Source organism: Nostoc sp. C057 (assembly GCF_013393925.1).
Classification (GTDB): Bacteria; Cyanobacteriota; Cyanobacteriia; order Cyanobacteriales; family Nostocaceae; genus Nostoc; species Nostoc muscorum_A.
In genome coordinates, this window is record NZ_CP040281.1 from 6,031,335 (window position 1) to 6,051,421 (window position 20,087).

The 20,087-nt window shown below is 42.8% G+C and carries 21 protein-coding genes; 11 read left to right on the plus strand and 10 right to left on the minus strand.

Annotated elements, in window-relative coordinates; genetic code table 11:
• Positions 1 to 211 precede the first annotated feature (211 nt).
• Positions 212 to 574, plus strand: coding sequence for a phage holin family protein (locus tag FD724_RS25950; RefSeq protein WP_012411457.1), 363 nt, complete (start codon positions 212 to 214; stop codon positions 572 to 574).
• A gap of 65 nt (positions 575 to 639) precedes the next feature.
• On the opposite strand, the gene psb29 is transcribed toward FD724_RS25950, so the two are convergent.
• Positions 640 to 1,347 (minus strand): photosystem II biogenesis protein Psp29, encoded by a 708-nt coding sequence (psb29, locus tag FD724_RS25955; protein WP_179074577.1) that lies wholly within the window; start codon positions 1,345 to 1,347, stop codon positions 640 to 642.
• Between the two features lie 204 nt (positions 1,348 to 1,551).
• Between psb29 and FD724_RS25960 the strand changes: the two genes are divergently transcribed.
• The gene (locus FD724_RS25960) at positions 1,552 to 2,157 is read left to right on the plus strand and encodes a chromophore lyase CpcT/CpeT (RefSeq protein ID WP_179074578.1); all 606 of its coding nucleotides are present in this window, start codon (positions 1,552 to 1,554) and stop codon (positions 2,155 to 2,157) included.
• Positions 2,158 to 2,212: 55 nt separating this feature from the next.
• Here FD724_RS25960 and FD724_RS25965 read toward each other — a convergent pair whose 3' ends face one another.
• Together FD724_RS25965 and hemF are read right to left on the minus strand one after the other, a co-directional pair.
• A complete protein-coding gene (locus FD724_RS25965; protein ID WP_163933353.1) occupies positions 2,213 to 2,581 on the minus strand; it encodes an STAS domain-containing protein in 369 nt (122 codons plus the stop codon).
• Between the two features lie 261 nt (positions 2,582 to 2,842).
• Positions 2,843 to 3,886: an oxygen-dependent coproporphyrinogen oxidase gene (hemF, locus tag FD724_RS25970; RefSeq protein WP_179074579.1), complete on the minus strand. Its 1,044-nt coding sequence runs from the start codon at positions 3,884 to 3,886 to the stop codon at positions 2,843 to 2,845.
• 308 nt (positions 3,887 to 4,194) lie between these two features.
• On the opposite strand from hemF, the gene FD724_RS25975 reads away from it, so the two are divergent.
• The 8 genes from FD724_RS25975 (at position 4,195) to FD724_RS26010 (ending at position 13,968) form a co-directional block, all read left to right on the plus strand.
• Complete coding sequence (locus tag FD724_RS25975; RefSeq protein ID WP_163933347.1) at positions 4,195 to 4,719, plus strand: SRPBCC family protein; 525 nt, start codon at positions 4,195 to 4,197, stop codon at positions 4,717 to 4,719.
• A 321-nt stretch (positions 4,720 to 5,040) separates the two neighbouring features.
• Complete coding sequence (locus tag FD724_RS25980) at positions 5,041 to 6,111, plus strand: Mrp/NBP35 family ATP-binding protein (protein ID WP_163933343.1); 1,071 nt, start codon at positions 5,041 to 5,043, stop codon at positions 6,109 to 6,111.
• A 202-nt stretch (positions 6,112 to 6,313) separates the two neighbouring features.
• Positions 6,314 to 7,627 carry a rod shape-determining protein RodA gene (rodA, locus tag FD724_RS25985; RefSeq protein WP_179074580.1) on the plus strand — a complete coding sequence of 438 codons (1,314 nt, stop codon included), beginning with the start codon at positions 6,314 to 6,316 and terminating at the stop codon, positions 7,625 to 7,627.
• 109 nt (positions 7,628 to 7,736) lie between these two features.
• Positions 7,737 to 7,934, plus strand: a complete 198-nt coding sequence (locus tag FD724_RS25990) for an NAD(P)H dehydrogenase subunit NdhS (protein WP_012411449.1) — start codon at positions 7,737 to 7,739, stop codon at positions 7,932 to 7,934.
• Between the two features lie 178 nt (positions 7,935 to 8,112).
• The gene (locus FD724_RS25995; protein WP_012411448.1) at positions 8,113 to 8,769 is read left to right on the plus strand and encodes an HAS-barrel domain-containing protein; all 657 of its coding nucleotides are present in this window, start codon (positions 8,113 to 8,115) and stop codon (positions 8,767 to 8,769) included.
• Positions 8,770 to 8,910: 141 nt separating this feature from the next.
• Positions 8,911 to 11,049 carry a cation:proton antiporter gene (locus FD724_RS26000; protein WP_179074581.1) on the plus strand — a complete coding sequence of 713 codons (2,139 nt, stop codon included), beginning with the start codon at positions 8,911 to 8,913 and terminating at the stop codon, positions 11,047 to 11,049.
• Positions 11,050 to 11,470: 421 nt separating this feature from the next.
• Positions 11,471 to 12,421: a UDP-glucuronic acid decarboxylase family protein gene (locus FD724_RS26005; RefSeq protein WP_179074582.1), complete on the plus strand. Its 951-nt coding sequence runs from the start codon at positions 11,471 to 11,473 to the stop codon at positions 12,419 to 12,421.
• 155 nt (positions 12,422 to 12,576) lie between these two features.
• Positions 12,577 to 13,968: a UDP-glucose/GDP-mannose dehydrogenase family protein gene (locus FD724_RS26010; RefSeq protein ID WP_114083384.1), complete on the plus strand. Its 1,392-nt coding sequence runs from the start codon at positions 12,577 to 12,579 to the stop codon at positions 13,966 to 13,968.
• A 553-nt stretch (positions 13,969 to 14,521) separates the two neighbouring features.
• On the opposite strand, the gene FD724_RS26015 is transcribed toward FD724_RS26010, so the two are convergent.
• A complete protein-coding gene (locus tag FD724_RS26015; protein WP_179074583.1) occupies positions 14,522 to 15,316 on the minus strand; it encodes a DUF2993 domain-containing protein in 795 nt (264 codons plus the stop codon).
• 261 nt (positions 15,317 to 15,577) lie between these two features.
• Between FD724_RS26015 and FD724_RS26020 the strand changes: the two genes are divergently transcribed.
• Positions 15,578 to 15,880 carry a hypothetical protein gene (locus tag FD724_RS26020; protein WP_242060710.1) on the plus strand — a complete coding sequence of 101 codons (303 nt, stop codon included), beginning with the start codon at positions 15,578 to 15,580 and terminating at the stop codon, positions 15,878 to 15,880.
• 104 nt (positions 15,881 to 15,984) lie between these two features.
• Here FD724_RS26020 and FD724_RS26025 read toward each other — a convergent pair whose 3' ends face one another.
• The 6 genes from FD724_RS26025 to glyA all read right to left on the minus strand — a co-directional run bounded on the left by FD724_RS26025 (position 15,985) and on the right by glyA (position 19,988).
• Positions 15,985 to 16,206 carry a type II toxin-antitoxin system HicB family antitoxin gene (locus FD724_RS26025; protein ID WP_179074584.1) on the minus strand — a complete coding sequence of 74 codons (222 nt, stop codon included), beginning with the start codon at positions 16,204 to 16,206 and terminating at the stop codon, positions 15,985 to 15,987.
• Positions 16,207 to 16,286: 80 nt separating this feature from the next.
• Positions 16,287 to 16,460: a type II toxin-antitoxin system HicA family toxin gene (locus tag FD724_RS26030; RefSeq protein ID WP_242060711.1), complete on the minus strand. Its 174-nt coding sequence runs from the start codon at positions 16,458 to 16,460 to the stop codon at positions 16,287 to 16,289.
• Positions 16,461 to 16,635: 175 nt separating this feature from the next.
• Positions 16,636 to 17,052: a type II toxin-antitoxin system VapC family toxin gene (locus FD724_RS26035; protein WP_179074585.1), complete on the minus strand. Its 417-nt coding sequence runs from the start codon at positions 17,050 to 17,052 to the stop codon at positions 16,636 to 16,638.
• Positions 17,039 to 17,299, minus strand: a complete 261-nt coding sequence (locus FD724_RS26040; protein WP_114083387.1) for a CopG family transcriptional regulator — start codon at positions 17,297 to 17,299, stop codon at positions 17,039 to 17,041. The genes FD724_RS26035 and FD724_RS26040 overlap by 14 nt, the downstream gene beginning before the upstream one ends.
• A gap of 48 nt (positions 17,300 to 17,347) precedes the next feature.
• A complete protein-coding gene (locus FD724_RS26045) occupies positions 17,348 to 18,598 on the minus strand; it encodes a competence/damage-inducible protein A (RefSeq protein ID WP_179075630.1) in 1,251 nt (416 codons plus the stop codon).
• A gap of 106 nt (positions 18,599 to 18,704) precedes the next feature.
• Positions 18,705 to 19,988, minus strand: a complete 1,284-nt coding sequence (glyA, locus tag FD724_RS26050) for a serine hydroxymethyltransferase (RefSeq protein WP_179074586.1) — start codon at positions 19,986 to 19,988, stop codon at positions 18,705 to 18,707.
• Positions 19,989 to 20,087 lie beyond the last annotated feature (99 nt).

A 20,087-nucleotide genomic window follows, 5' to 3' on the forward strand; every position in this document is an offset into this window, starting at 1 on the left:
AGTGCTGTATACCCCTGCCCCCTGCTCCCCTGCTCCCCTGCCCCTCTGCCCCTGGAGCTTTTTCTCAATCCTAAAGATATCTAAAACAAAATTCAGTTAGCAATGAAATTTCTGCTAACTTACAAATAATTGGTTGAGCTTTAAAGATTTTTCCACCGATAAACTGAAGGAATTTATCACCAATTGCCATTCACGTTTCAGGGGTTGTGGCATGAATATCGTTACGCTTTTAATTGTTTGGGTAGTAACAGCTATCAGCCTGTTGATAATTAGTAAATTACCTTTAGGAGTTGAAATTGATACTCCTGGTAAAGCCTTTCTTTCTGCCGCAGTGCTTGGTATCGTGACGGCAATAGTCAGACCGATTTTAAGCCTCGTTTTTGCAGTCCCCAATTTACTTACGTTGGATTTACTCTCCGGCATTTTCACATTTATGATTGCCGTAGTTTGTTTTAGTATTGCTGCTTGGTTAGTAGAGGGCTTCCGCTTACGTTACGGTATTTGGAGTGCTGTTATTGGAGCATTTACGCTGACTATAATTAACAGCTTAATCTACAAATTATTGGGTGTTTAAAATCAATAGTGATGAGTTAGAAGGTAGGAGTTAATCGTTAATAACTCTTAACTCCTAACTCCTAACTATTCGTTGGAACTTGGGGGAGCAACGGGAGTTGTTGATTGCTGTTTACGTTGTTCGCGTTTTTTGCGATCGGCTGAGAGCATATCTGCCATAACTACCAGCGCTTGCGCCATCTTATCTAGGTTAGAACGGTATAATTCCAAATCCTTGTTGAGTTTGTCATCAGATACGTGCAAGCCAGCTGCGATCGCTTTTAGCGCTTCAGTGAGTTGCTTTTGATCTTTGACTAATTCAGGATCTGACTGTTCTAATAACGAAAATAAACCAATTGCGAACAAACGGTTGTATTTAAAGTTAGGATTGTTGGCGATCGCTTGCAGTTGTGTTTGCAAGTCAGTATCTCTATCTAAGTAAGTAGTTTGGGCTAGCCACCCAATTAAATCTTTAACAGGCAAACCTTTAGCTACAGCTTGCAATCTTTGGGCATCGTGTCGATAGCTTTGTGGATCTGTTTCTATAGCCTGACATAAGGCGTTAAAAATTGATTCTTGATCCCGTTCTGGTTGATAGCCTTCCATGAAGCGGTCAAAAGTTGTGACGACACCCAAGGCATAAATTGGATTGTAGCTAAAATCGATATTTACTGACAGCAGATGCATTTCTACCATCAATTCTTCTACTACCCGACGATAAATAGTGTTAATCGGACGGGTGTGAAGATTGTAAAAAGTTCGTTTTGTATCAGAGACAGTACGGACGTTATTCACAAAGAAAATGTTAAGGGCGACGTATCTTTATTTTCTCGCTTAAAGGCTACTTTGCCAAGTTGAGCTTTTGACTTGTGACGGTTTCATCTACAATATAAACAAATCAAAAGTATTTTATAAGCTAGTAGCCACAGGGGATTAAGACCTTTTCCTCTAAAAAACTAGCCAGAAATATTTCTCCTTAATGATTTGTTTATTGAATTTATGAACTTCTCGCCACAGTTAATTGCTTTAGGTGAGTACCTAGCTGGTGAATTTGATAATCGAGAACAAGCTATAGAAGAACCAGTTTGGTATGTCCATCTCCGAATGTGGCAAAGACCAGTGAATTTGTTCACAGAAGATAGCATCACCTTGTTTGCCGAACAAGCTAGCGTGATTAACCTAGATAAACCTTACCGTCAGCGAATTATGCGGTTGCGTCAGGGTCGCAACTCTCACACATCTCTGGAAGTACAATACTATATACCTCAAGATCCAGATGCGTTAAGAGGCGCAGGCAATAACCCTGCTCTACTGAACACACTGACACCCGAACAATTAGATTTACTACCAGGTTGTATCCTAACAGTAACTCACGAAGCATTAGCTGGCGATCGCTATAAGTTTACCGCCACACCACAACCAGACACTCGTTGCAGCTTTACTTATCTTGGTAATAGCATCTATGTTTCCTTGGGGTTTGAAACCACTGCGGCAGAATTTCACAGCTACGACAAAGGAATTGATTCAGAAACTGGAAAAGCAACTTGGGGAGCGATTATGGGCCCTTATCGCTACACCAAGCGGAATCAGTATTCAATAAGATAAACCTATCATTCATCAGTTACGAGTTATGAAGTTTCTATTAACTCCTAACTCTTTTTTAGCTAGCCATACTACGAGGTACACCTTCTAAAGCTTCATCTTCTGTTTCAAAGATTTCAAAGACAGTATCCATCATCGTCACTTCAAACACGAGTTTGGCTTCTGGATGTACATTGCAGATGCGGAAACTGCCCTTGACTTTATCAGCATCACGCATTCCAGCTACCAAAGACGTGAGGCCAGAACTATCAATAAAATTCACCTGAGCCAGATTTACAACTACATGGCGGCTGAGTTTAGAAATACACTCTTGTAACTTCAGGCGAAATTGCCAAGCAGTGGTAATGTCTAGGCGACCTGCTGGTGTTAGGACAATAACGGTGTTTCCGTCTTGGGTTGTATAAGTTTTTTGGTCTATATGAATCACTAAAGCCCTCCCCGTGGCATTCCTCTTAAGATTAGGTAGTTACAGAATTGTCTAACGCTGTCACTTGAGATTAACAAGCTATAGCTAAAATTGTCACCTTTTTCTGCTAGGTGCTTAACTTTAGTAGTTTAACTCACTAAATCAGTACTGAGTAGCAATTTTAAACGAGGGAGTGGCAAAGACTAGGAAAATGAAGGAGATAGGGAAACTCCTAACTCCTAACTCAGCACAGGCTCAAGGCTCCGCTATCCATGTACAGCACTATTGAGGTGGTGTCCAGTTGATCCAATCTTGAGGCTTAAGGAAGGTTTCATACAACTCGGCTTCGGGTGTATTGGGTTCCGGTTGATAGCCGTATTCCCAGCGTACTAAAGGTGGTAGGGACATGAGAATTGATTCGGTGCGTCCGTTGGTTTGCAGACCAAAAATAGTACCTCGGTCATAAACCAAGTTAAATTCTACATACCGTCCCCGGCGATAGAGTTGAAAATTCCGTTGGCGATCGCCATATTCCATCCCATGTCGCCGTTCTACAATAGGTACGTAGGCTGGTAAAAATGCTCTGCCACAGTCTTGCACAAAAGCAAACAAATCTTCCCAATTGCGGGTTGCTGGTGTTCCCACCTGGTTGCTATAAATAGCTGCTTCTCCATCGGGATTTGGCCCGCGATATAAAACACCTTGACCATCTTGGTAATCAAAAAATAGACCACCTACGCCTCGTGTCTCATCACGATGCTTGAGGTAAAAATATTCATCACACCACTTCTTAAATACTGAGTAATACTCTGGGTGATGTTTGTCACAAGCCTGTTTTAACGTTTTGTGTAAATGTGACGCATCTTCAGCAAACGGGTAATAAGGTGTCAAGTCAAGACCACCACCAAACCACCACACTGGCCCCGCTTCAAAGTAGCGATAATTTAGATGAACTGTGGGCACGTAAGGATTGTGAGGATGTAATACCATTGAAGTACCCGTGGCATAAAAGCCATGTCCTGCGGCTTCAGGGCGTTGGGTTAAAATTGAGGCTGGCAAATGGGAACCCCAAACTTCAGAAAAGTTTACACCTGCTTGTTCAAATATTGCACCTTCTCGCAGCACGCGCGATCGCCCTCCACCCCCTTCAGGGCGTTCCCAGCTATCTTCATTAAACTTAGCCACACCATCTAGTTTTGCCAATGATTCAGTAATTTCGTCTTGCAGTTGTTTCATAAACTGACTGACTCTAGTCTGAGCGTCAGGTGCTGGCAAAGACTTGGATGATTCTGCTGCTACAGTTGGTGTTTGCGAGTTGGTCAACATAGATTCCCGAACCTAAATTACAATTTCCAGAAAGCCACAAATTTCTTAATTTTAAAAATTTGGGGGAAACACGCGCCAACAATCAAGCTCTATTTGCCCAACCCGCTTTTTTCTTACTGGTTAAGCATTTATACGATTGATGGCCATCACTAGAGTTATTTTCCCTCAAATGCGTATAGGCTTGTATATTGACTGAGTTTTATTTTGTTAATTTTAACTATTTCGCTCATTTGGTACTTCAGGAACTGAGCGTAGTTGCACACAATACCAGAGTTACCAGAAAGTGTCTAGGGAGGAGGATTAGGAAAATGCAAGATTGGTTATCCAAATTCATCCACCGCAAACGTCGTCGGTTTTGCGCTTCTCTGGTGCGGACATATCGAGAAATTAGTTCTGCTTCTGTAGATGAACTGTGGCAAAAAGTTGCTGACTTAACAGATGTTTCCTGGCATCCACTACTTAAGAGTACTAATGTACCCTACGGATTAGTACCCAAACCAGGATTGATTTTTCATGCTGTAACACGCTTTTCGCCAATTCCCATCCGTATTTTTGTAGAGCGTGTCAATCACAGAGAGATGCTGAGTATCCGAGTGCTGGCAATTCCAGGAATAGAAGAACGGGTGACTTATCAAGTAGAGTCAACTGTTTGTGGCACTTGTTTATCTTATTCTGTAACGCTACGGGGGTGGTTATCGCCCCTGATTTGGTCTTTATCCCGTCCTTATGTAGACCGCGTAGCACGGTCTTTAGTAGAAGCAGCAGAAAAGACGGCATTGCCAACGGTATCTGGGAAGAAGAAATCTCTTGATGACAGTTGTTTTGATTTTTAGATAAAGGGGAGCAGGCAGAGGGAGAAGAGGAGTGTGGGGAGTGTGGGGAGTGTGGGGAGTGTGGGGCGTAAGACTTCTTCCCCATCCTCCCACACCTCCCACACTTCTCACACCCCTTGGATTTCTCACTTGTGAGAAATCCAGGCTAATGCCCAATGCCCAAAGAAAGTTAAGATTCTATTAGGTAATAATGCTATTTGCTAAGTTTTATTACGGCATTGACAGTGAAAACACTAAGCTGACCTTACTTAAGAAAACATCAAGTTAATAGCTAAGATGTTCGCCACAAGTGTATTTATTCATTTTGAATTTTGAATTTTTATGTACGATGTCCTCGATTCTCGCTCTGTCCTAGAAATTTTGCGTCCAGTGGAAGACCCAGAACTCCGCAAAAGTCTGGTGGAACTGAATATGATTCGCAACGTCAAAATTGACGGTGGCAAGGTTAGTTTCACTTTAGTGTTAACCACTCCTGCCTGTCCTTTACGTGAATTTATTGTCGAAGACTGTCAGAAAGCTGTCAAAAAGCTACCGGGTGTTACAGATGTCAGCATAGAAGTAACCGCAGAAACACCCCAACAAAAAAGTTTGCCTGATCGCACTGGTATTTCTGGCGTAAAAAATATTATTGCTGTTTCCAGTGGCAAAGGTGGCGTTGGTAAAAGTACGGTGGCGGTGAATGTAGCAGTGGCTCTAGCTCAAACTGGGGCGAAAGTTGGTTTGTTAGACGCTGATATTTACGGCCCCAACGATCCCACTATGCTGGGTCTAGCTGATGCTCAAATTGTGGTGCGTTCCACTGAAACAGGTGATATTTTGGAACCTGCTTTTAATCACGGTGTCAAATTAGTTTCAATGGGCTTTTTGATTGACCGAGATCAACCAGTCATTTGGCGGGGGCCTATGCTTAATGGCGTAATTCGCCAGTTTCTCTATCAAGTGCAATGGGGAGAACTGGATTATTTGATTGTAGATATGCCACCGGGAACCGGAGATGCTCAGTTAACTTTAACTCAAGCAGTTCCAATGGCCGGGGCGGTAATTGTCACCACACCGCAAACTGTAGCCCTATTAGATTCTCGCAAGGGATTGCGGATGTTCCAGCAGATGAATGTCCCGGTATTGGGGATCGTGGAAAATATGAGCTATTTTATCCCCCCCGATCAACCAGATAAGCACTATGACATCTTTGGTTCCGGTGGAGGCTCCAAAACCGCCGCCGAATTGGGAGTGCCACTGCTGGGGTGCGTGCCACTAGAGATTTCCACACGAGTTGGCGGTGACAGTGGTGTGCCCATAGTTGTTGGCGATCCAGATTCAGCTTCGGCAAAAGCATTAACTGCGATCGCTCTTACCATTGCTGGTAAAGTATCAGTTGCTGCGTTGACATAATTAATTTTTAATTTCTATCTGCTTCCTGGGCTATGTCCTGGGAATACTAAAAATGGGAAATGGGGAATGGGGAATGGGGAATGGGGAATGGAGAAAAGGAAAACAAAAGACAAGTCAACAGATCACAACTTTAGAGAGACAGCTAAAATAACCAATTCCCAATTCCCAATTCCCAACACTTCAAAAAGTCTAAATTGGCACAATGTTATTAAAACGATCGCTCCCCAAAATTCGCTGGAAGTCTTGGGTTAAGCCCTGGCAAAATGTAGATTGGCTACTATTTTGTTTGCCAGTTGCTGTCAGTATCTTTGGTGGCATCATGATCCTCAGTACGGAACTGAAGCAACCAGTAACTGACTGGTGGTGGCACTGGATGGTAGCGGGTATCGGTGTGCTTATAGCCCTCTTTTTATCTCGCATCCGCTACGAACTCTTAATGCAGTGGCACTGGGTAACATACTCACTAACGAATTTCAGCTTAATCGCGGTGATGATTGCTGGTACTAGCGCTAAAGGGGCACAGAGGTGGATTAGTATCGCCGGCTTTAACGTGCAACCCTCAGAATTTGCCAAAGTCGGCATGATCGTTACCTTAGCAGCTTTGCTACACAGGCGTACTGCTTCTAGCCTTGAAGGTGTTTTCCGGGTTCTGGCAATTACCGCCATACCTTGGGGATTAGTATTTTTGCAGCCAGATTTAGCAACATCATTGGTATTTGGTGCGATCGTCTTAGGAATGCTTTATTGGGCAAATGCTAACCCAGGCTGGTTAATTCTGCTGATTTCTCCTGTGGTTGCGGCCATTTTGTTTAGTATATCTTGGCCTTTATCAGAGCCAATAATTTTATTCAAAGAACTATCTTTTGGCCCATTGGGAATAGTTTGGTCATTTGCGATGGCTATTTTGGGCTGGCAAACTCTCCCTTGGCGTAGATTTGGTTGCAGTGCGATCGGTGCGTGGACTCTCAATATACTGGGTGGCGAATTAGGAGTCTTCGCTTGGAACCATATTCTAAAACCATATCAAAAAGCTCGGCTAACTGTATTCATGGATCCCGACCACGATCCACTTGGTGCTGGGTATCACTTAATCCAATCTCGTATTGCCATTGGTGCTGGTGAAATTTGGGGATGGGGTCTGTTCAAGGGGCCAATGACGCAACTGAATTTTGTACCTGAACAGCATACAGACTTTATTTTCTCCGCAGTCGGAGAAGAATTCGGTTTTGTTGGTTGTTTGTTAGTGCTGTTTGTCTTCTGCTTAATTTGCCTCCGTCTGCTGCATGTTGCCCAAACCGCCAAAGATAACTTTGGTTCCTTGTTGGCTATTGGCGTTTTATCTATGATCGTGTTTCAGGTGATTGTGAACGTTGGCATGACTGTAGGTTTAGCACCTGTGGCAGGAATACCTTTACCTTGGATGAGTTATGGGCGTTCTGCTATGCTGACCAACTTCATTTCCTTGGGAATAGTAGAATCGGTAGCAAATTTTCGCCAAAGGCAGAAGTATTATTGATTCGTCATTGGTCATTAGTCATTGGTCATTAGTCATTTGTAAGAACTAACGACAAATGACTAATGAGAAGTATTAAGCTATATAACAGGAAACAAGCGAGGCTAAAAACATGATTCTGCCTGGAGCAACTGTTCGCGTCAAGAATCCCGCAGATACCTATTATCGCTACGAAGGACTCGTGCAACGACTGACCGATGGTAAAGTAGCCGTATTATTTGAAGGTGGTAACTGGGATAAATTAGTTACCTTTCGCCTAAGCGAATTGGAACTCGTAGAAACCATAGCCGGACGGAAAAAAGCCAAATAAGATTAGTCATTAGTCATTTGTCCTTTGTCCTTTGGCAAAAACTAATGACTAATGACCCTTACGGGTGACGCTCGTTCCTCGCTAACGCTGCGCTAACGCCAGTCACTCATGGGGTAAACCCCCATCGCGCAGCGTCTCGTAGAGAAGACCGCGCTGGCTCACCAATGACTAAATTACTATGCGCCTCCCACTACCACAGTTTGCTACTGGCGATCGCCATCCCAACCACATTGCGGAGGTGATTGAAACTACTAGTACTGAATTTCTAGCTCAGTGTTTGGAACCAGAAGATTTAAGCTTTCCCTCCATGCCACCCTTTGGTAGTTGGGTTTGCTCTGTGGATGAAGAATCTGGGAATCAAGTTTATGGTGTGGTATATTATGCTACTACTATGCCTATAGATTCAGTACACCGAGCTAGGGCTTTGGGGTTGTCACTGCAAGACTTACGCGAGGAACAACCCCAGATATTTGCCATGTTGAGAACAGAATTTAGGGCTGCGATCGTGGGATTTGAACAATCTTCCCAGAATCGAGGTTATAACCAAAGAATATATCAGTATCTACCACCCCGTCCCCCGCAAATTCATCAAGCTGTTTATCGGTGTGAACCAGAAGCGATCGTTAAATTTACTGAAGAACTAGATTTTTTGCGGACATTACTTTGTATTAACGGTGCGCCAGTCGAGTCCTTGACCGCAGCTGCCATTCGAGATGTATACCAATTACGCAAAGCTGACCGAGAATGGTTAATTAAAGCTGGACGTAACCTAAGCGTGCTACTTAAAGACGACTACGATCGCTTGCGGTTTATTTTAAGTCAAATCCATCCGTAGGTAGTTAGTTCTTAGACCATTGCCTAGTTAGTGTAAGTTAATATTTTTAATTTTTCGTCAGGTGGCTTACCCATTTTATATCCATCAGGCGATCGCCTCCAGGTAATCGCAGTTTTACCATAGCCCCTTCAATTCCTACCTATGGAACTCATATCACAAGTTCTTGTTCTGGAACCAACTTCCCAAGTTCTTGGCAAGGAACCAATTGTTCCCTTTGCTATTTTGCTGGTGGTTATCTTAGTTATCCCGATCATGTTTGAGCGGCTAAGATTACCAGGATTAGTGGGTTTGGTTTTCTCAGGGCTAGTACTTGGGCCTTCAGGCTGGAATTTATTTCAGTCTGACTCACCGATGATTAACCTGCTATCAGAGATTGGGTTAATTTATTTACTGTTTGTCGCCGGGCTAGAAATTGATCTCGAAAAGTTCCGTCGGCAAAAAAGTCGTGCCTTTGGCTTTGCCAGCTTGACTTTCCTTGTCCCCCTGATAATGGGAACCTTAGTAGGGCTGATTTTAGGCTATGGCTGGAATACTTCAATTTTAATTGGCTCTTTATTCACTTCCTATACTCTTTTGGCATATCCCATAATCAGCCGTTTGGGAGTAGTAAACAATAAAGCTGTTACTGTCACCATTGGAGCTAAGATTTTTACAGATATTGGGGCAGTGCTGATCTTAGGTGTTTGTGTAGGCATCACTCATGCTGGAGCATTCAGCTTTGCTAAACTACTCACCTTGTCGGGTTGGTTAATTATTTACTCTGTTGCCGTTGTTACAGGCTTTGATTGGGCAGGTAAGGAATTTTTCAAGCGGTCTGGAGATGATGAAGGAAACAAGTTTTTGTTTGTATTACTTTCCGTATTTCTGGCGGCTGTAGGCGCTCAATTGATTGGGGTAGAAAAAATAGTTGGTGCTTTTTTAGCGGGTTTAGCGGTGAATGAAGCTGTGGGTGAAGGCCCTGTCAAAGAAAAGGTGGTATTTATTGGCAGTGTGTTGTTTATTCCCATTTTCTTTGTTGACCTTGGCTTACTGATCAATCTATCCACCTTTGTGAACAACCTGGATACGCTCAAGTTAACGCTGTTGATGATAGTCGGGTTGATTGCCAGTAAATTGATTGCAGCTTTGTTGGCAAAACTGCTTTACCGCTACAAGTGGCAAGAAACGTTAACCATCTGGTCGCTATCACTTCCCCAGGTTGGTACAACCTTAGCAGCTACGTTAGTGGGATATCGGGCTGGGTTGCTGCCACTAGAAGTATTACACAGTGTCATTGTCTTAATGGTTGTCACATCAACTTTGGGGCCGTTGATAACCAGTCGAATAGCTGTTGGTTTGAATTCCTTAGCAGAGGAAGATCCGGCACTACCTCTATCTGACCAGAATGCACCAGAGACAGACAGCGCTTTTACGATAGTTGTACCTGTCTATAATCCTCATACCGAACAGCATTTAATTGAAATGGCTGCCTTATTAGCGCGTCAGTCTCAGGGAAAAATTATACCACTGGCGATCGCAACTGCTGCGGCTCAGATGGATGCACCACAGTTAGAAGCTTCTCTACAACGCAGTGAGCAGTTATTGACTAAAGCCACGGCACACAGTCGATTATTAGGTGTTACCGCAGAACCAATGCTGCGAATTGATGATGCCTTTGCTCAAGGAATTAGCCGAGCCGCCCGCGAACAAAAGGCTAATTTAATTGTGATGGGTTGGGGTAAACGGACTGGGTTACGAGCGCGTTTATTTGGGAATGTGATTGATGGTGTGCTTTGGGCATCCCATTGCCCAGTAGCAGTAACACGTCTAGTAGAATCACCGAAAAAAATTCAGCGCATCTTAGTACCCGTAGAAAACTTAACAGCACCCATATTACAGCCTGTACAATTTGCCCAGATGTTGGCAGAGGCAAATCAGAGCCACATTACTGTGCTAAATGTGTGCGATCGCCGCACGAGTTCCAGTAAAATTGCTTGGAGGCGATCGCATCTCTCCCTAATGGTATCTAATTTAGCTTTGGCTAATGCTCCAGAAATTCAAATTATCGCTCATGAAAATGTTGCCCAAGCAATTTTGCAGGCAGCACGATTATATGATTTAGTAGTTTTACCTTTTATACGCAATCGTACCAGTCCTGGAGGGTTAGCCATTAGCGATGTTACAACCCAGTTAGCCAGACAACTAACCTGCTCCATTGTCATGCTTGGAGAACCGCAGCGCACCCAAACCACAAATATAGTTATGTCTAACACGGTTACTAGTATTACATCTGCTGTATAATATCAAGCAGATTTTAGTCTATCTGAGTGAACTGGGGCTGCGATCTGTATTGAAAAAAAGCTTTGCAACAAAAGAATTGACTGTAAGAATATATAGATATTCCTACGGTCAATTCTTCACTGCTTTGCATCCAACTGAGAACAGCAATAACCGTAAAAACATTTTATATTATTGAAGATTTGATGAACTTTAAGTGGAAGACTAACAATATTGAGACTAAGTTTGTTATTTTGCTAGTTAAATTGTTAAAAAAGCAGGTAAAAACATCACAAGACTATAACCATAGCAAAATAAGTAAGTTCAATAACACTTTTTGATTAAGCCTTGTTCTTTTTTGAGTTCTGTATTTTTGTCCCCAAGCTGGGTAATCTAAAAGTAAGTGCAATAGGTACTGAAAATATTTGTAAGTAACTGGGAAACTATGAGAATTTTGGTGACGGGCGGTGCTGGGTTCATTGGTTCCCATCTCATCGACCGATTAATGACCGATGGGCATGAATTAATATGCTTGGATAACTTTTACACTGGCCATAAACGTAACATTCTTAAATGGTTAGGTCATCCGTATTTTGAAATGATCCGCCACGATATTACCGAACCAATTCGGTTAGAAGTGGATCAAATTTACCATTTAGCTTGCCCTGCTTCACCAGTACATTACCAGTACAACCCAGTTAAAACCGTTAAGACTAACGTCATGGGAACCCTGAATATGTTGGGGCTGGCTAAACGTGTGAAAGCTAGATTTTTCTTGGCTTCAACTAGTGAAGTATACGGAGATCCAGAAGTTCATCCCCAAACTGAAGAGTATAGGGGTAGCGTCAATCCCATTGGGATACGTTCATGCTACGACGAAGGTAAAAGAATTGCTGAAACTTTAGCATTTGATTACTACAGACAAAATAAAGTTGATATTCGAGTTGTGCGAATATTTAACACCTACGGCCCGAGAATGTTAGAAAACGATGGTCGGGTAGTAAGCAATTTTATAGTTCAAGCCTTGCGAGGTAATCCTTTAACCGTGTATGGCGATGGTTCGCAAACTCGGAGTTTTTGCTACGTTTCTGATTTGGTAGAAGGATTCATCCGTCTGATGAATAGCGACTATGTTGGCCCAGTAAATTTGGGTAATCCTGGTGAATACACAATTTTACAATTGGCACAAGCTGTGCAGAACATGATCAATCCAGACGCACAGATTAAATTTGAGCCACTCCCTTCGGACGATCCCCGTCGTCGCCAGCCTGATATTACTAAGGCAAAGACTTTGTTAAATTGGGAACCTACCATTCCTCTGCAAGAGGGGTTAAAACTGACAATAGAAGATTTCCGTAATCGCATTCAAGGCGATGTCAATAATTCAACCAACTAAGTAGCGTAGCGCCTAGCGTTGCTCTGAATTTTCATGCAGGCTTACCCAAAGGGTAGCTGGTATGCTTAGTTACTGAGTTTTCTAACTGTGTGTTAAGTGTCATATTGATAACTTCTTTTTGAAGACTACACCAAAAAAAATTAGGGAGTTAAAGAATGCGTGTTTGCGTGATTGGTACTGGCTACGTTGGTTTAGTTACAGGTGCTTGCTTGGCTCATATTGGGCATGATGTAATTTGCGTAGACAACAACGAAGAAAAAGTTAAGTTAATGAAGTCTGGACAGTCCCCAATTTTTGAACCGGGACTCTCAGAAATTATGCAGTCTGCCATTCAAACACAGAAGATTCATTTTACAAGCGATCTTGCTGCTGGAGTTTCCCACGGTGAAATTCTGTTTATTGCTGTGGGAACACCACCTTTGCCAACTGGTGAAAGTGATACTCGTTACGTTGAAGCTGTAGCCCGTGGGATTGGCGAAAATCTCAACGGTGGTTATAAGGTGATAGTGAATAAGTCTACAGTCCCCATTGGCTCAGGTGATTGGGTGCGGATGCTTGTTCTAGATGGTGTTGCAGAGCGGCAAAAAACATTGATACCCGCAGGTGGAGTGCCGAGTGATCAGAAATTACCTGAATTTGTAGCCGAGTTTGATGTAGTAAGCAATCCAGAGTTTTTGCGCGAAGGTTCGGCTGTTCACGACACTTTCAACCCCGATCGCATTGTACTAGGAGGCAATAGTCAAAGAGCAGTAGCATTAATGCAACAACTGTATGCCCCGATTGTGGAACGCAAGTACGCTGAGGATCAATCTTTACCCCCAGTGCCAATTCTGGCAACAGACCTGAGTTCGGCGGAGATGATTAAATACGCCGCTAATGCCTTTTTAGCCACTAAGATTAGTTTTATTAACGAAGTTGCTAATATTTGCGATCGCGTCGGTGCTGATGTCACCCAGGTAGCCAAAGGTATTGGTTTAGACTCCCGCATTGGTAACAAGTTTTTACAAGCTGGTATCGGTTGGGGTGGTTCCTGCTTTCCCAAAGATGTCTCGGCTCTGATTCATACTGCTGATGACTATGGTTATGAAGCCCAGTTACTAAAATCTGCCGTTAGTGTTAACGAACGCCAACGCTTGATTGCTCTGGAGAAACTCCAACAAGTTCTGAAAATTCTCAAAGGCAAAACAGTCGGACTACTCGGACTGACCTTCAAGCCAGATACCGATGACTTACGTGATGCTCCAGCCCTCATTTTAATTGAGCAGCTAAACAGACTAGGAGCCAAAGTTAAAGCCTACGATCCTATTATTTCCCAAACAGGTATGCGTCATGGTCTTTCTGGCGTGTTAGTAGAAACCGATGCCGAAAGGTTAGCTGACGGCTGCGATGCCTTAGTACTCGTCACCGAATGGCAGCAGTTCAGCACTCTCGACTATGTGAAGATGGCGAAACTGATGGCCCACCCCGTTATCATCGATGGTCGTAACTTCCTCGACCCTGAAACACTGATCCGCGCTGGATTCCAATATGTAGGCGTGGGAAGGTAGAGAGTTAGGAAGTTATGGCAATACGGTTCGGTTAAAGTTTTAATCTTTTGAAGATCCCCCCAAGCACCCTTTTTAAGGCAGGGCCGTTTCATTCCCTAAAAGGCTCTGATTTACAAGCGTTTCAGGCAAAAAAGTCATGTGACTAAAAAATCTGATTGGGCAAGAAAATCGCGATCGCACTGAAATTTACTCGTTGAGGTGGTAGCTTTTCGATTAGCAAATTAAGCAAATTTCTGACTCCTACTCTTGACAAAATCTCTAAGAGATCGAATGAAACAGCCCTGCCTTTTTAAGGGGATCTTTTAACCCTCTTTATACCCCCTTAAAAAGGGGATCGCCGCAGGCGGGGGGATCTTAAGCAAACCGTATTGGGAGTTAGGGGTGATAAGTAAAAATGAATTACAACCTGTAATCAATTACTCCGAAATCCCTTAAAAACCTAAAAATTTAAAGTACCGCCTAGAATAATCTAGGCGGTATTTAATTTGTTTAAAGTTTTACACAAAGTTGCTCAGAAAGACTTTACTTTGATATTTTACGTGTTCATTTCATATTAGCTGCTACTTGGAATACGCTCGATTTCAGCATATCCACTGAAAATAAGTTTTTGACCTTCAGTTTCTAGTCGGTTGAGCCGCATTTTCACTCCATCGAGGTCAAAACGATCCAAATCAACCATATTATCTAAAATTTCTACCAGCGCTACGCTCAAGGTTTGCGAAATTTCTCGTTGTGCTTCTGGAACTTGATCAAGTTGAATTTTTGGATCTTTGAAAGAAACTCGCCGCCGCCTTTCAATACCTACAGTTAAAATCATGCTCAGGGGCACAAGTTCGCCATTGTTTAAATCTGCTTTTGCTACAACCTGCAACCGATTTTCTGGCAATAGCTGTACCTGAACATCTGTAAAGGAGACTGGTTCTCCGCCAGATAATTCTGTCAGTGATGGCACGGTGAGGTTAAGCAAGCGCTTTTTCACCAGTTCCGCATTAAAGGCTTGGTTAATGCCTGCTTCTGATAAAATTACTTGAGCGATCGCTTGAGTGGGTTGCTTAAGACTAAGTTTGCCCTTTAAAACCGAGCCGAAGTCAATAGCCACCGCATCAGTTTCAAAAGACATCTCTTCTACTGCGAAATCTCTCCGAATCACCAAGCCACGACCGCTCATTTTGAAGCTATCAATGCTGCCTTGCAAGAGCTTGCTGGAGGGGTAGCAGCGCACAAAGACTTCTACTGACTCGCTTTGGGTAAACAGGTGGCGAATCGTTTGGCTGGCGACCGTGTTGAGCATCCGCTCACCCCAATCAGTGCCTTTAGGATCTTGTAAACCAGTAAGTCCGCCGAACATGTGGTTCTTAGTCTCTAGAAGTTCTTTGTACTTTTGTAACAAATCGTGAAGAATACAGCAAGCGATCCCGTGATTAATTGTGCTGATGGGTAGGAGTTGGATAACTGATGATTATAATTTAAACGTATCAAATGTTACTTTGCATCTAATGAGTGGAAATAATCAAACTAAGTTATTGCTAAGATTCTCACCAGTACTATATATGATACACAACTAGAGAGTGAACAATATCTTGAAGCTGCTATCTCCCAAGAAAAGATTATGGATCAAATTTTGGTTCATATTGTCTTAGCGGGAAATCCAGATAAATCTTGGAAAGATATTTTGCTAGAATTACAAGCTGCGAATCTTAGTCCTGCCTCAATCGATGCGATTACAGGTAATATAAAATCGCTACCATCTTTAGAAACTTTACTTGAGCAACTTAATAGTGACTTTGCCGTACCTCTACTGGCGCAATGTCAAAAAATTGCTCATCTAGACGGGGTAATTACACCAGCAGAAGCTAAGGCTATAGATTCTATTAACAAAAAGTTTAACTATGATTTAGCTGCAATTAAATAACCTGAATACTGGTATTAAGATTTTTTAGCAAAGGCGATCGCAATCTCTACATAAAAGTGCGTAGACGCGGAACGGCTTGTCATCAGACATCGCATCTCTACTAATCATGAGGCTATCTGGTAAATTGCAGGACGATATCTCGGTTCAGGAATTAGTTTTCCCTCCTTTTTCGCAGCATCTAACCATGCTTCTTTTGCTTTCAAAACTTCATGAAGTGCTTCTTCTTCAGTTGAACCAAATGCTGAACAGTATTTCAAATCAGGAATATCAGCAATATAGCCCTCATCTTCTTGACTGTAGAAGATATTAATATGATAGTTTTTCATTCTTCATCCTCCAAAGTAAGTGTATATTTTTCAATCAAAATCAAAAATTGACGGACTTGATATGGAACAGCTTCGCCCTTTCAATTTTGCAGGTTAACAAGCTCAGGAATATCTGGATTAGTAAATATGTGGTGGCTGCCATTAACCCGTGATAGAGAAAATCCAAACGCCTCAACCAAAGTCACCAGTTCATTAAATTGGATATTCTTAGAACCAGAAAGAACTTTCTCTAGCAATTTACGCTTTTTCGACATTTCTACACTTTGGACTTTTGTAGATTCAGAGAGGAACGTTTTAAAGAATAGCCAAATTCGGACAGTGTATCTTCTGGATCGAATAACATCTCAAAATAGTTTCTGGAAGTGTATGAGTGATTTGGTTTAAGAATAGAAATTTTGCTCATAGCTGCGTAAGTCATAATTTAGTTTTTTAACATACCATCAGATTTTCAAACGGATACTGATTTTTCCAACGGTAAGCATTAAAATCTCTAAAATCTATAGACAAAATCCTTCCACGCCCCAGATGTTCTGCTAAAACTACTAACGAAGCATCGGCCAGATCCATTGGTAAGTTCGCATATTTTTCCATCAGTTCACAAATGCGTTTACCATGATGGGGTTGCAAATCAAAAACCGTAAAGGCCCCTAAAAATAAGTTATTAATGAAACTTACTTGCGCGTGGTTCGCCATCTTTGTTAGCAGTAGATAGCAAGTCTCTGTAACGACAGCCCCAGTCGTAATCAGAGGTTCGTTGACATTGGCAAGTACTGTTATTGCTTGAGTGTGGTACAAGTCATTGCGATTTGCCAATGCTAACCAAAAGCCAGTATCAACGATAATCATACTTAGCTTTTAAACCATCTCTTAAAATTGATTTGTAATTTACAGATAGATCCGGATGTGACTCACCGCAACCAATAAAGCCTGTTTGGGTGAGCATTGAGAAAGGATTCTTTTGCTCCTGCTGAAGCTGCTGGTAATACAATTCAATAGCAGACTTAATCACATCTGTTACTGCCTGATTAGTCTGCTGTTGAATAAAGGCTAGTTTGTCAGCATACTCATCATCTAATCGCGCATTAATTCGCATGGTTAGGTAAGCTTGTCATACATTTGTATGACAAAAATAACATACCTTTTACCTCGTCAACAACTTCCGCCGCAGATTATCTAACGCTGCATTCGCGCTGACATGACGAATTAGAGCGCGGCCTCGCACTGTACCAAACTGATACTCAAAACTTGTCACTTCATCCTTTGGGCCAGCTAAACCAACGTAAACTAAACCCACTGGCTTGGTATCTGTCCCTCCAGTTGGGCCAGCAATACCAGTAATACTCAATCCCCAAGTTGTTGCAAGGCGGGTTTTTACCCCAACAGCCATTTGCTCTGCAACAGTTGCACTTACTGCCCCAAATTTATCTAAATCTTCCTGGTTAACCCCCAGCAGCCCAACCTTCACCGAATTGTCATAAGAAATTACTCCACCCCAAAAGTAATCAGAACTTCCAGAAATTTCGGTCAACATTTGCCCTAAACCGCCACCAGTGCAAGATTCTGCCACTGAAAGCGTTTCTTTTGATGCCCGCAATAACTCACCGACAACGGAAGCAAGAGTATCATTATTAACGCCGTAAAAATCTAGTCCGGCAATTTCTTTAAGTTGTTTCTCAATGGGCGCAATTAGTTCTTCTGCGGCTGCTTCGGAAGTGGCTTTAGCAGAAACTCGCAATCTTACTTCCCCCTTACCTGCATAAGGGGCTACTGTGGGATTTGGCAACTTCAAATAAGAAGCAACTTTTTCCGCCAAAGCAGATTCACCAATACCCCAAAATTTTAAACTCCGGCTGTAAATAATTTCTTTACCCCAACCTTGACTTTTGAGAAATGGGACAGCTGTTTCTTCCCACATTGGGTACATTTCACTGGGAACACCGGGAAAGGTAAAAATTGTGATTTCAGGACGAGGTTGCCAAATGATACCGGGTGCTGTTCCTGTGGGGTTGGGGAGAATTTCTGCACCTTGGGGAATCAAAGCCTGTTTGCGGTTACTTGGTGACATAACCCGACCACGTTGGGCGAATTTCTGGGTTATATCTTCGATGATTTCTGGGTTTTCTACCAAAGGGGTTTTAAAAAAATCGGCGATGGTTTCGCAGGTGAGATCATCTGGTGTGGGGCCGAGTCCACCAGTGAAAATGAGAATTTGCGCTCTGGAAATAGCAATTTCTATAACTTGCTTCAACCGTTCTGGATTATCCCCAACTACTGTTTGATAGTAGTGGGGAATTCCTAGCTGCGCTAATTGTTGCGCCAAATATTGAGCATTGCCGTTGAGGATATCTCCTAACAGCAATTCAGTACCAACACAAATAATTTCTGCACTCATTGGAATTGGGAATTGGGAATTGGGAATGGGAATGGGAAATGGGGAATGGGGAATTGGGGAAGAAGAATTATTTACCAATGTTCTATGCCCAATGCCCCATGCCCAATTATGCTAGTGCTGGTACAGGAATTTCCAGGTGAGGATATAAGGGGAAGCGATCGCACAATGCTGCTACCCGTTGCCGACAATCTTGGGTTACTACGTCGGAATCTGGAGAAAGCAGGCGATCGCTAATAATATTTGCAATCTCGGTAAATTCTGCTACTCCTAAGCCCCGTGTTGTCATTGCTGGCGAACCTAATCTCAGACCACTGGTAACAAATGGCGATTGTGGATCAAAGGGAATGGTATTCTTGTTAGCAGTAATATTTACAGTACTGACTAGCTTATCGGCTTGCTTACCAGTTAGATTTACAGAGCGTAAATCCACTAGGAGTAAATGGTTGTCAGTGCCATTTGACACTAATTTTAAACCACGACTTTGTAGTTGTTCTGCCAAAGCACGAGCATTTTCAATTACTTGGGCAGAATAGGTTTTAAACTCAGGCTTTAGAGCTTCTCCAAAAGCCACTGCTTTACCAGCAATGACGTGTTCCAATGGCCCGCCCTGAGTACCAGGAAAAACAGATTTATCTAGTTTTTTACCTAGTTCTGCGTCGCTGGTCAAGATTAAACCACCTCTGGGTCCGCGGAGAGTCTTATGCGTAGTTGTTGTTACTACATGACAATGAGGAATGGGATCGGGATGAAGACCGCTAGCAACTAAACCAGCAATATGAGCGATATCGGCAAGTAAATAAGCACCGACTTCATCAGCAATACTACGGAATTTTTCAAAATCAATTATCCGGGGATAAGCCGAATAACCACAAATCAAGAGCTTAGGACGCTCCCTCAGCGCCAGCTCCCGAATTTGGTCATAGTCAAGTTGTTCTGTTTGTTGACTGACACCATAGTGGCTAACTTGGAACCACTTACCTGAAACGTTTACAGGTGAACCGTGGGTGAGATGTCCCCCATGAGACAAATCCATCCCCATAATTTTGTCCCCTGGTTCCAGAAGCGACAAAAATACTGCAAAATTGGCTTGTGCGCCAGAATGGGGTTGGACATTGGCATGAGCAGCGCCAAATATCTGTTTAGCACGATTGATAGCTAGTTGCTCGATTTTGTCAACATACTCACAACCGCCATAGTAGCGTTTACCAGGCAACCCCTCGGCATATTTATTTGTCAGTACCGAACCTTGAGCCGCCAGTACCGCAGCAGAAGTAAAGTTTTCGCTAGCAATCAGCTCCAAGTGATCTCGCTGGCGTTGTAGTTCGTCGTTGATTAACTCCGCGATCGCTGGATCGGTGGAGGAAAGAAAGTCTGAATTAGTCCTAGTCACTTCAATTATCCTTATGGAAATTTGTACAACGGCTGATTTTGGTTTGGCACAGTACCTAACAGCTTTATAGAGGCGATTAATCGTCTCCGTATTCTAGAG

Coding starts and splice junctions, on each gene's coding strand:
- FD724_RS25950 (WP_012411457.1), top strand. CDS start 212: ATGAATATCGTTACGCTTTTAATTGTTTGGGTAGTAACAGCTATCAGC.
- FD724_RS25960 (WP_179074578.1), top strand. CDS start 1,552: ATGAACTTCTCGCCACAGTTAATTGCTTTAGGTGAGTACCTAGCTGGT.
- hemF (WP_179074579.1), bottom strand. CDS start 3,886: ATGTTGACCAACTCGCAAACACCAACTGTAGCAGCAGAATCATCCAAG.
- FD724_RS25975 (WP_163933347.1), top strand. CDS start 4,195: ATGCAAGATTGGTTATCCAAATTCATCCACCGCAAACGTCGTCGGTTT.
- FD724_RS25980 (WP_163933343.1), top strand. CDS start 5,041: ATGTACGATGTCCTCGATTCTCGCTCTGTCCTAGAAATTTTGCGTCCA.
- rodA (WP_179074580.1), top strand. CDS start 6,314: ATGTTATTAAAACGATCGCTCCCCAAAATTCGCTGGAAGTCTTGGGTT.
- FD724_RS25990 (WP_012411449.1), top strand. CDS start 7,737: ATGATTCTGCCTGGAGCAACTGTTCGCGTCAAGAATCCCGCAGATACC.
- FD724_RS25995 (WP_012411448.1), top strand. CDS start 8,113: ATGCGCCTCCCACTACCACAGTTTGCTACTGGCGATCGCCATCCCAAC.
- FD724_RS26000 (WP_179074581.1), top strand. CDS start 8,911: ATGGAACTCATATCACAAGTTCTTGTTCTGGAACCAACTTCCCAAGTT.
- FD724_RS26005 (WP_179074582.1), top strand. CDS start 11,471: ATGAGAATTTTGGTGACGGGCGGTGCTGGGTTCATTGGTTCCCATCTC.
- FD724_RS26010 (WP_114083384.1), top strand. CDS start 12,577: ATGCGTGTTTGCGTGATTGGTACTGGCTACGTTGGTTTAGTTACAGGT.
- FD724_RS26015 (WP_179074583.1), bottom strand. CDS start 15,316: ATGTTCGGCGGACTTACTGGTTTACAAGATCCTAAAGGCACTGATTGG.
- FD724_RS26020 (WP_242060710.1), top strand. CDS start 15,578: ATGGATCAAATTTTGGTTCATATTGTCTTAGCGGGAAATCCAGATAAA.
- FD724_RS26025 (WP_179074584.1), bottom strand. CDS start 16,206: ATGAAAAACTATCATATTAATATCTTCTACAGTCAAGAAGATGAGGGC.
- FD724_RS26030 (WP_242060711.1), bottom strand. CDS start 16,460: ATGTCGAAAAAGCGTAAATTGCTAGAGAAAGTTCTTTCTGGTTCTAAG.
- FD724_RS26035 (WP_179074585.1), bottom strand. CDS start 17,052: ATGATTATCGTTGATACTGGCTTTTGGTTAGCATTGGCAAATCGCAAT.
- FD724_RS26040 (WP_114083387.1), bottom strand. CDS start 17,299: ATGCGAATTAATGCGCGATTAGATGATGAGTATGCTGACAAACTAGCC.
- FD724_RS26045 (WP_179075630.1), bottom strand. CDS start 18,598: ATGAGTGCAGAAATTATTTGTGTTGGTACTGAATTGCTGTTAGGAGAT.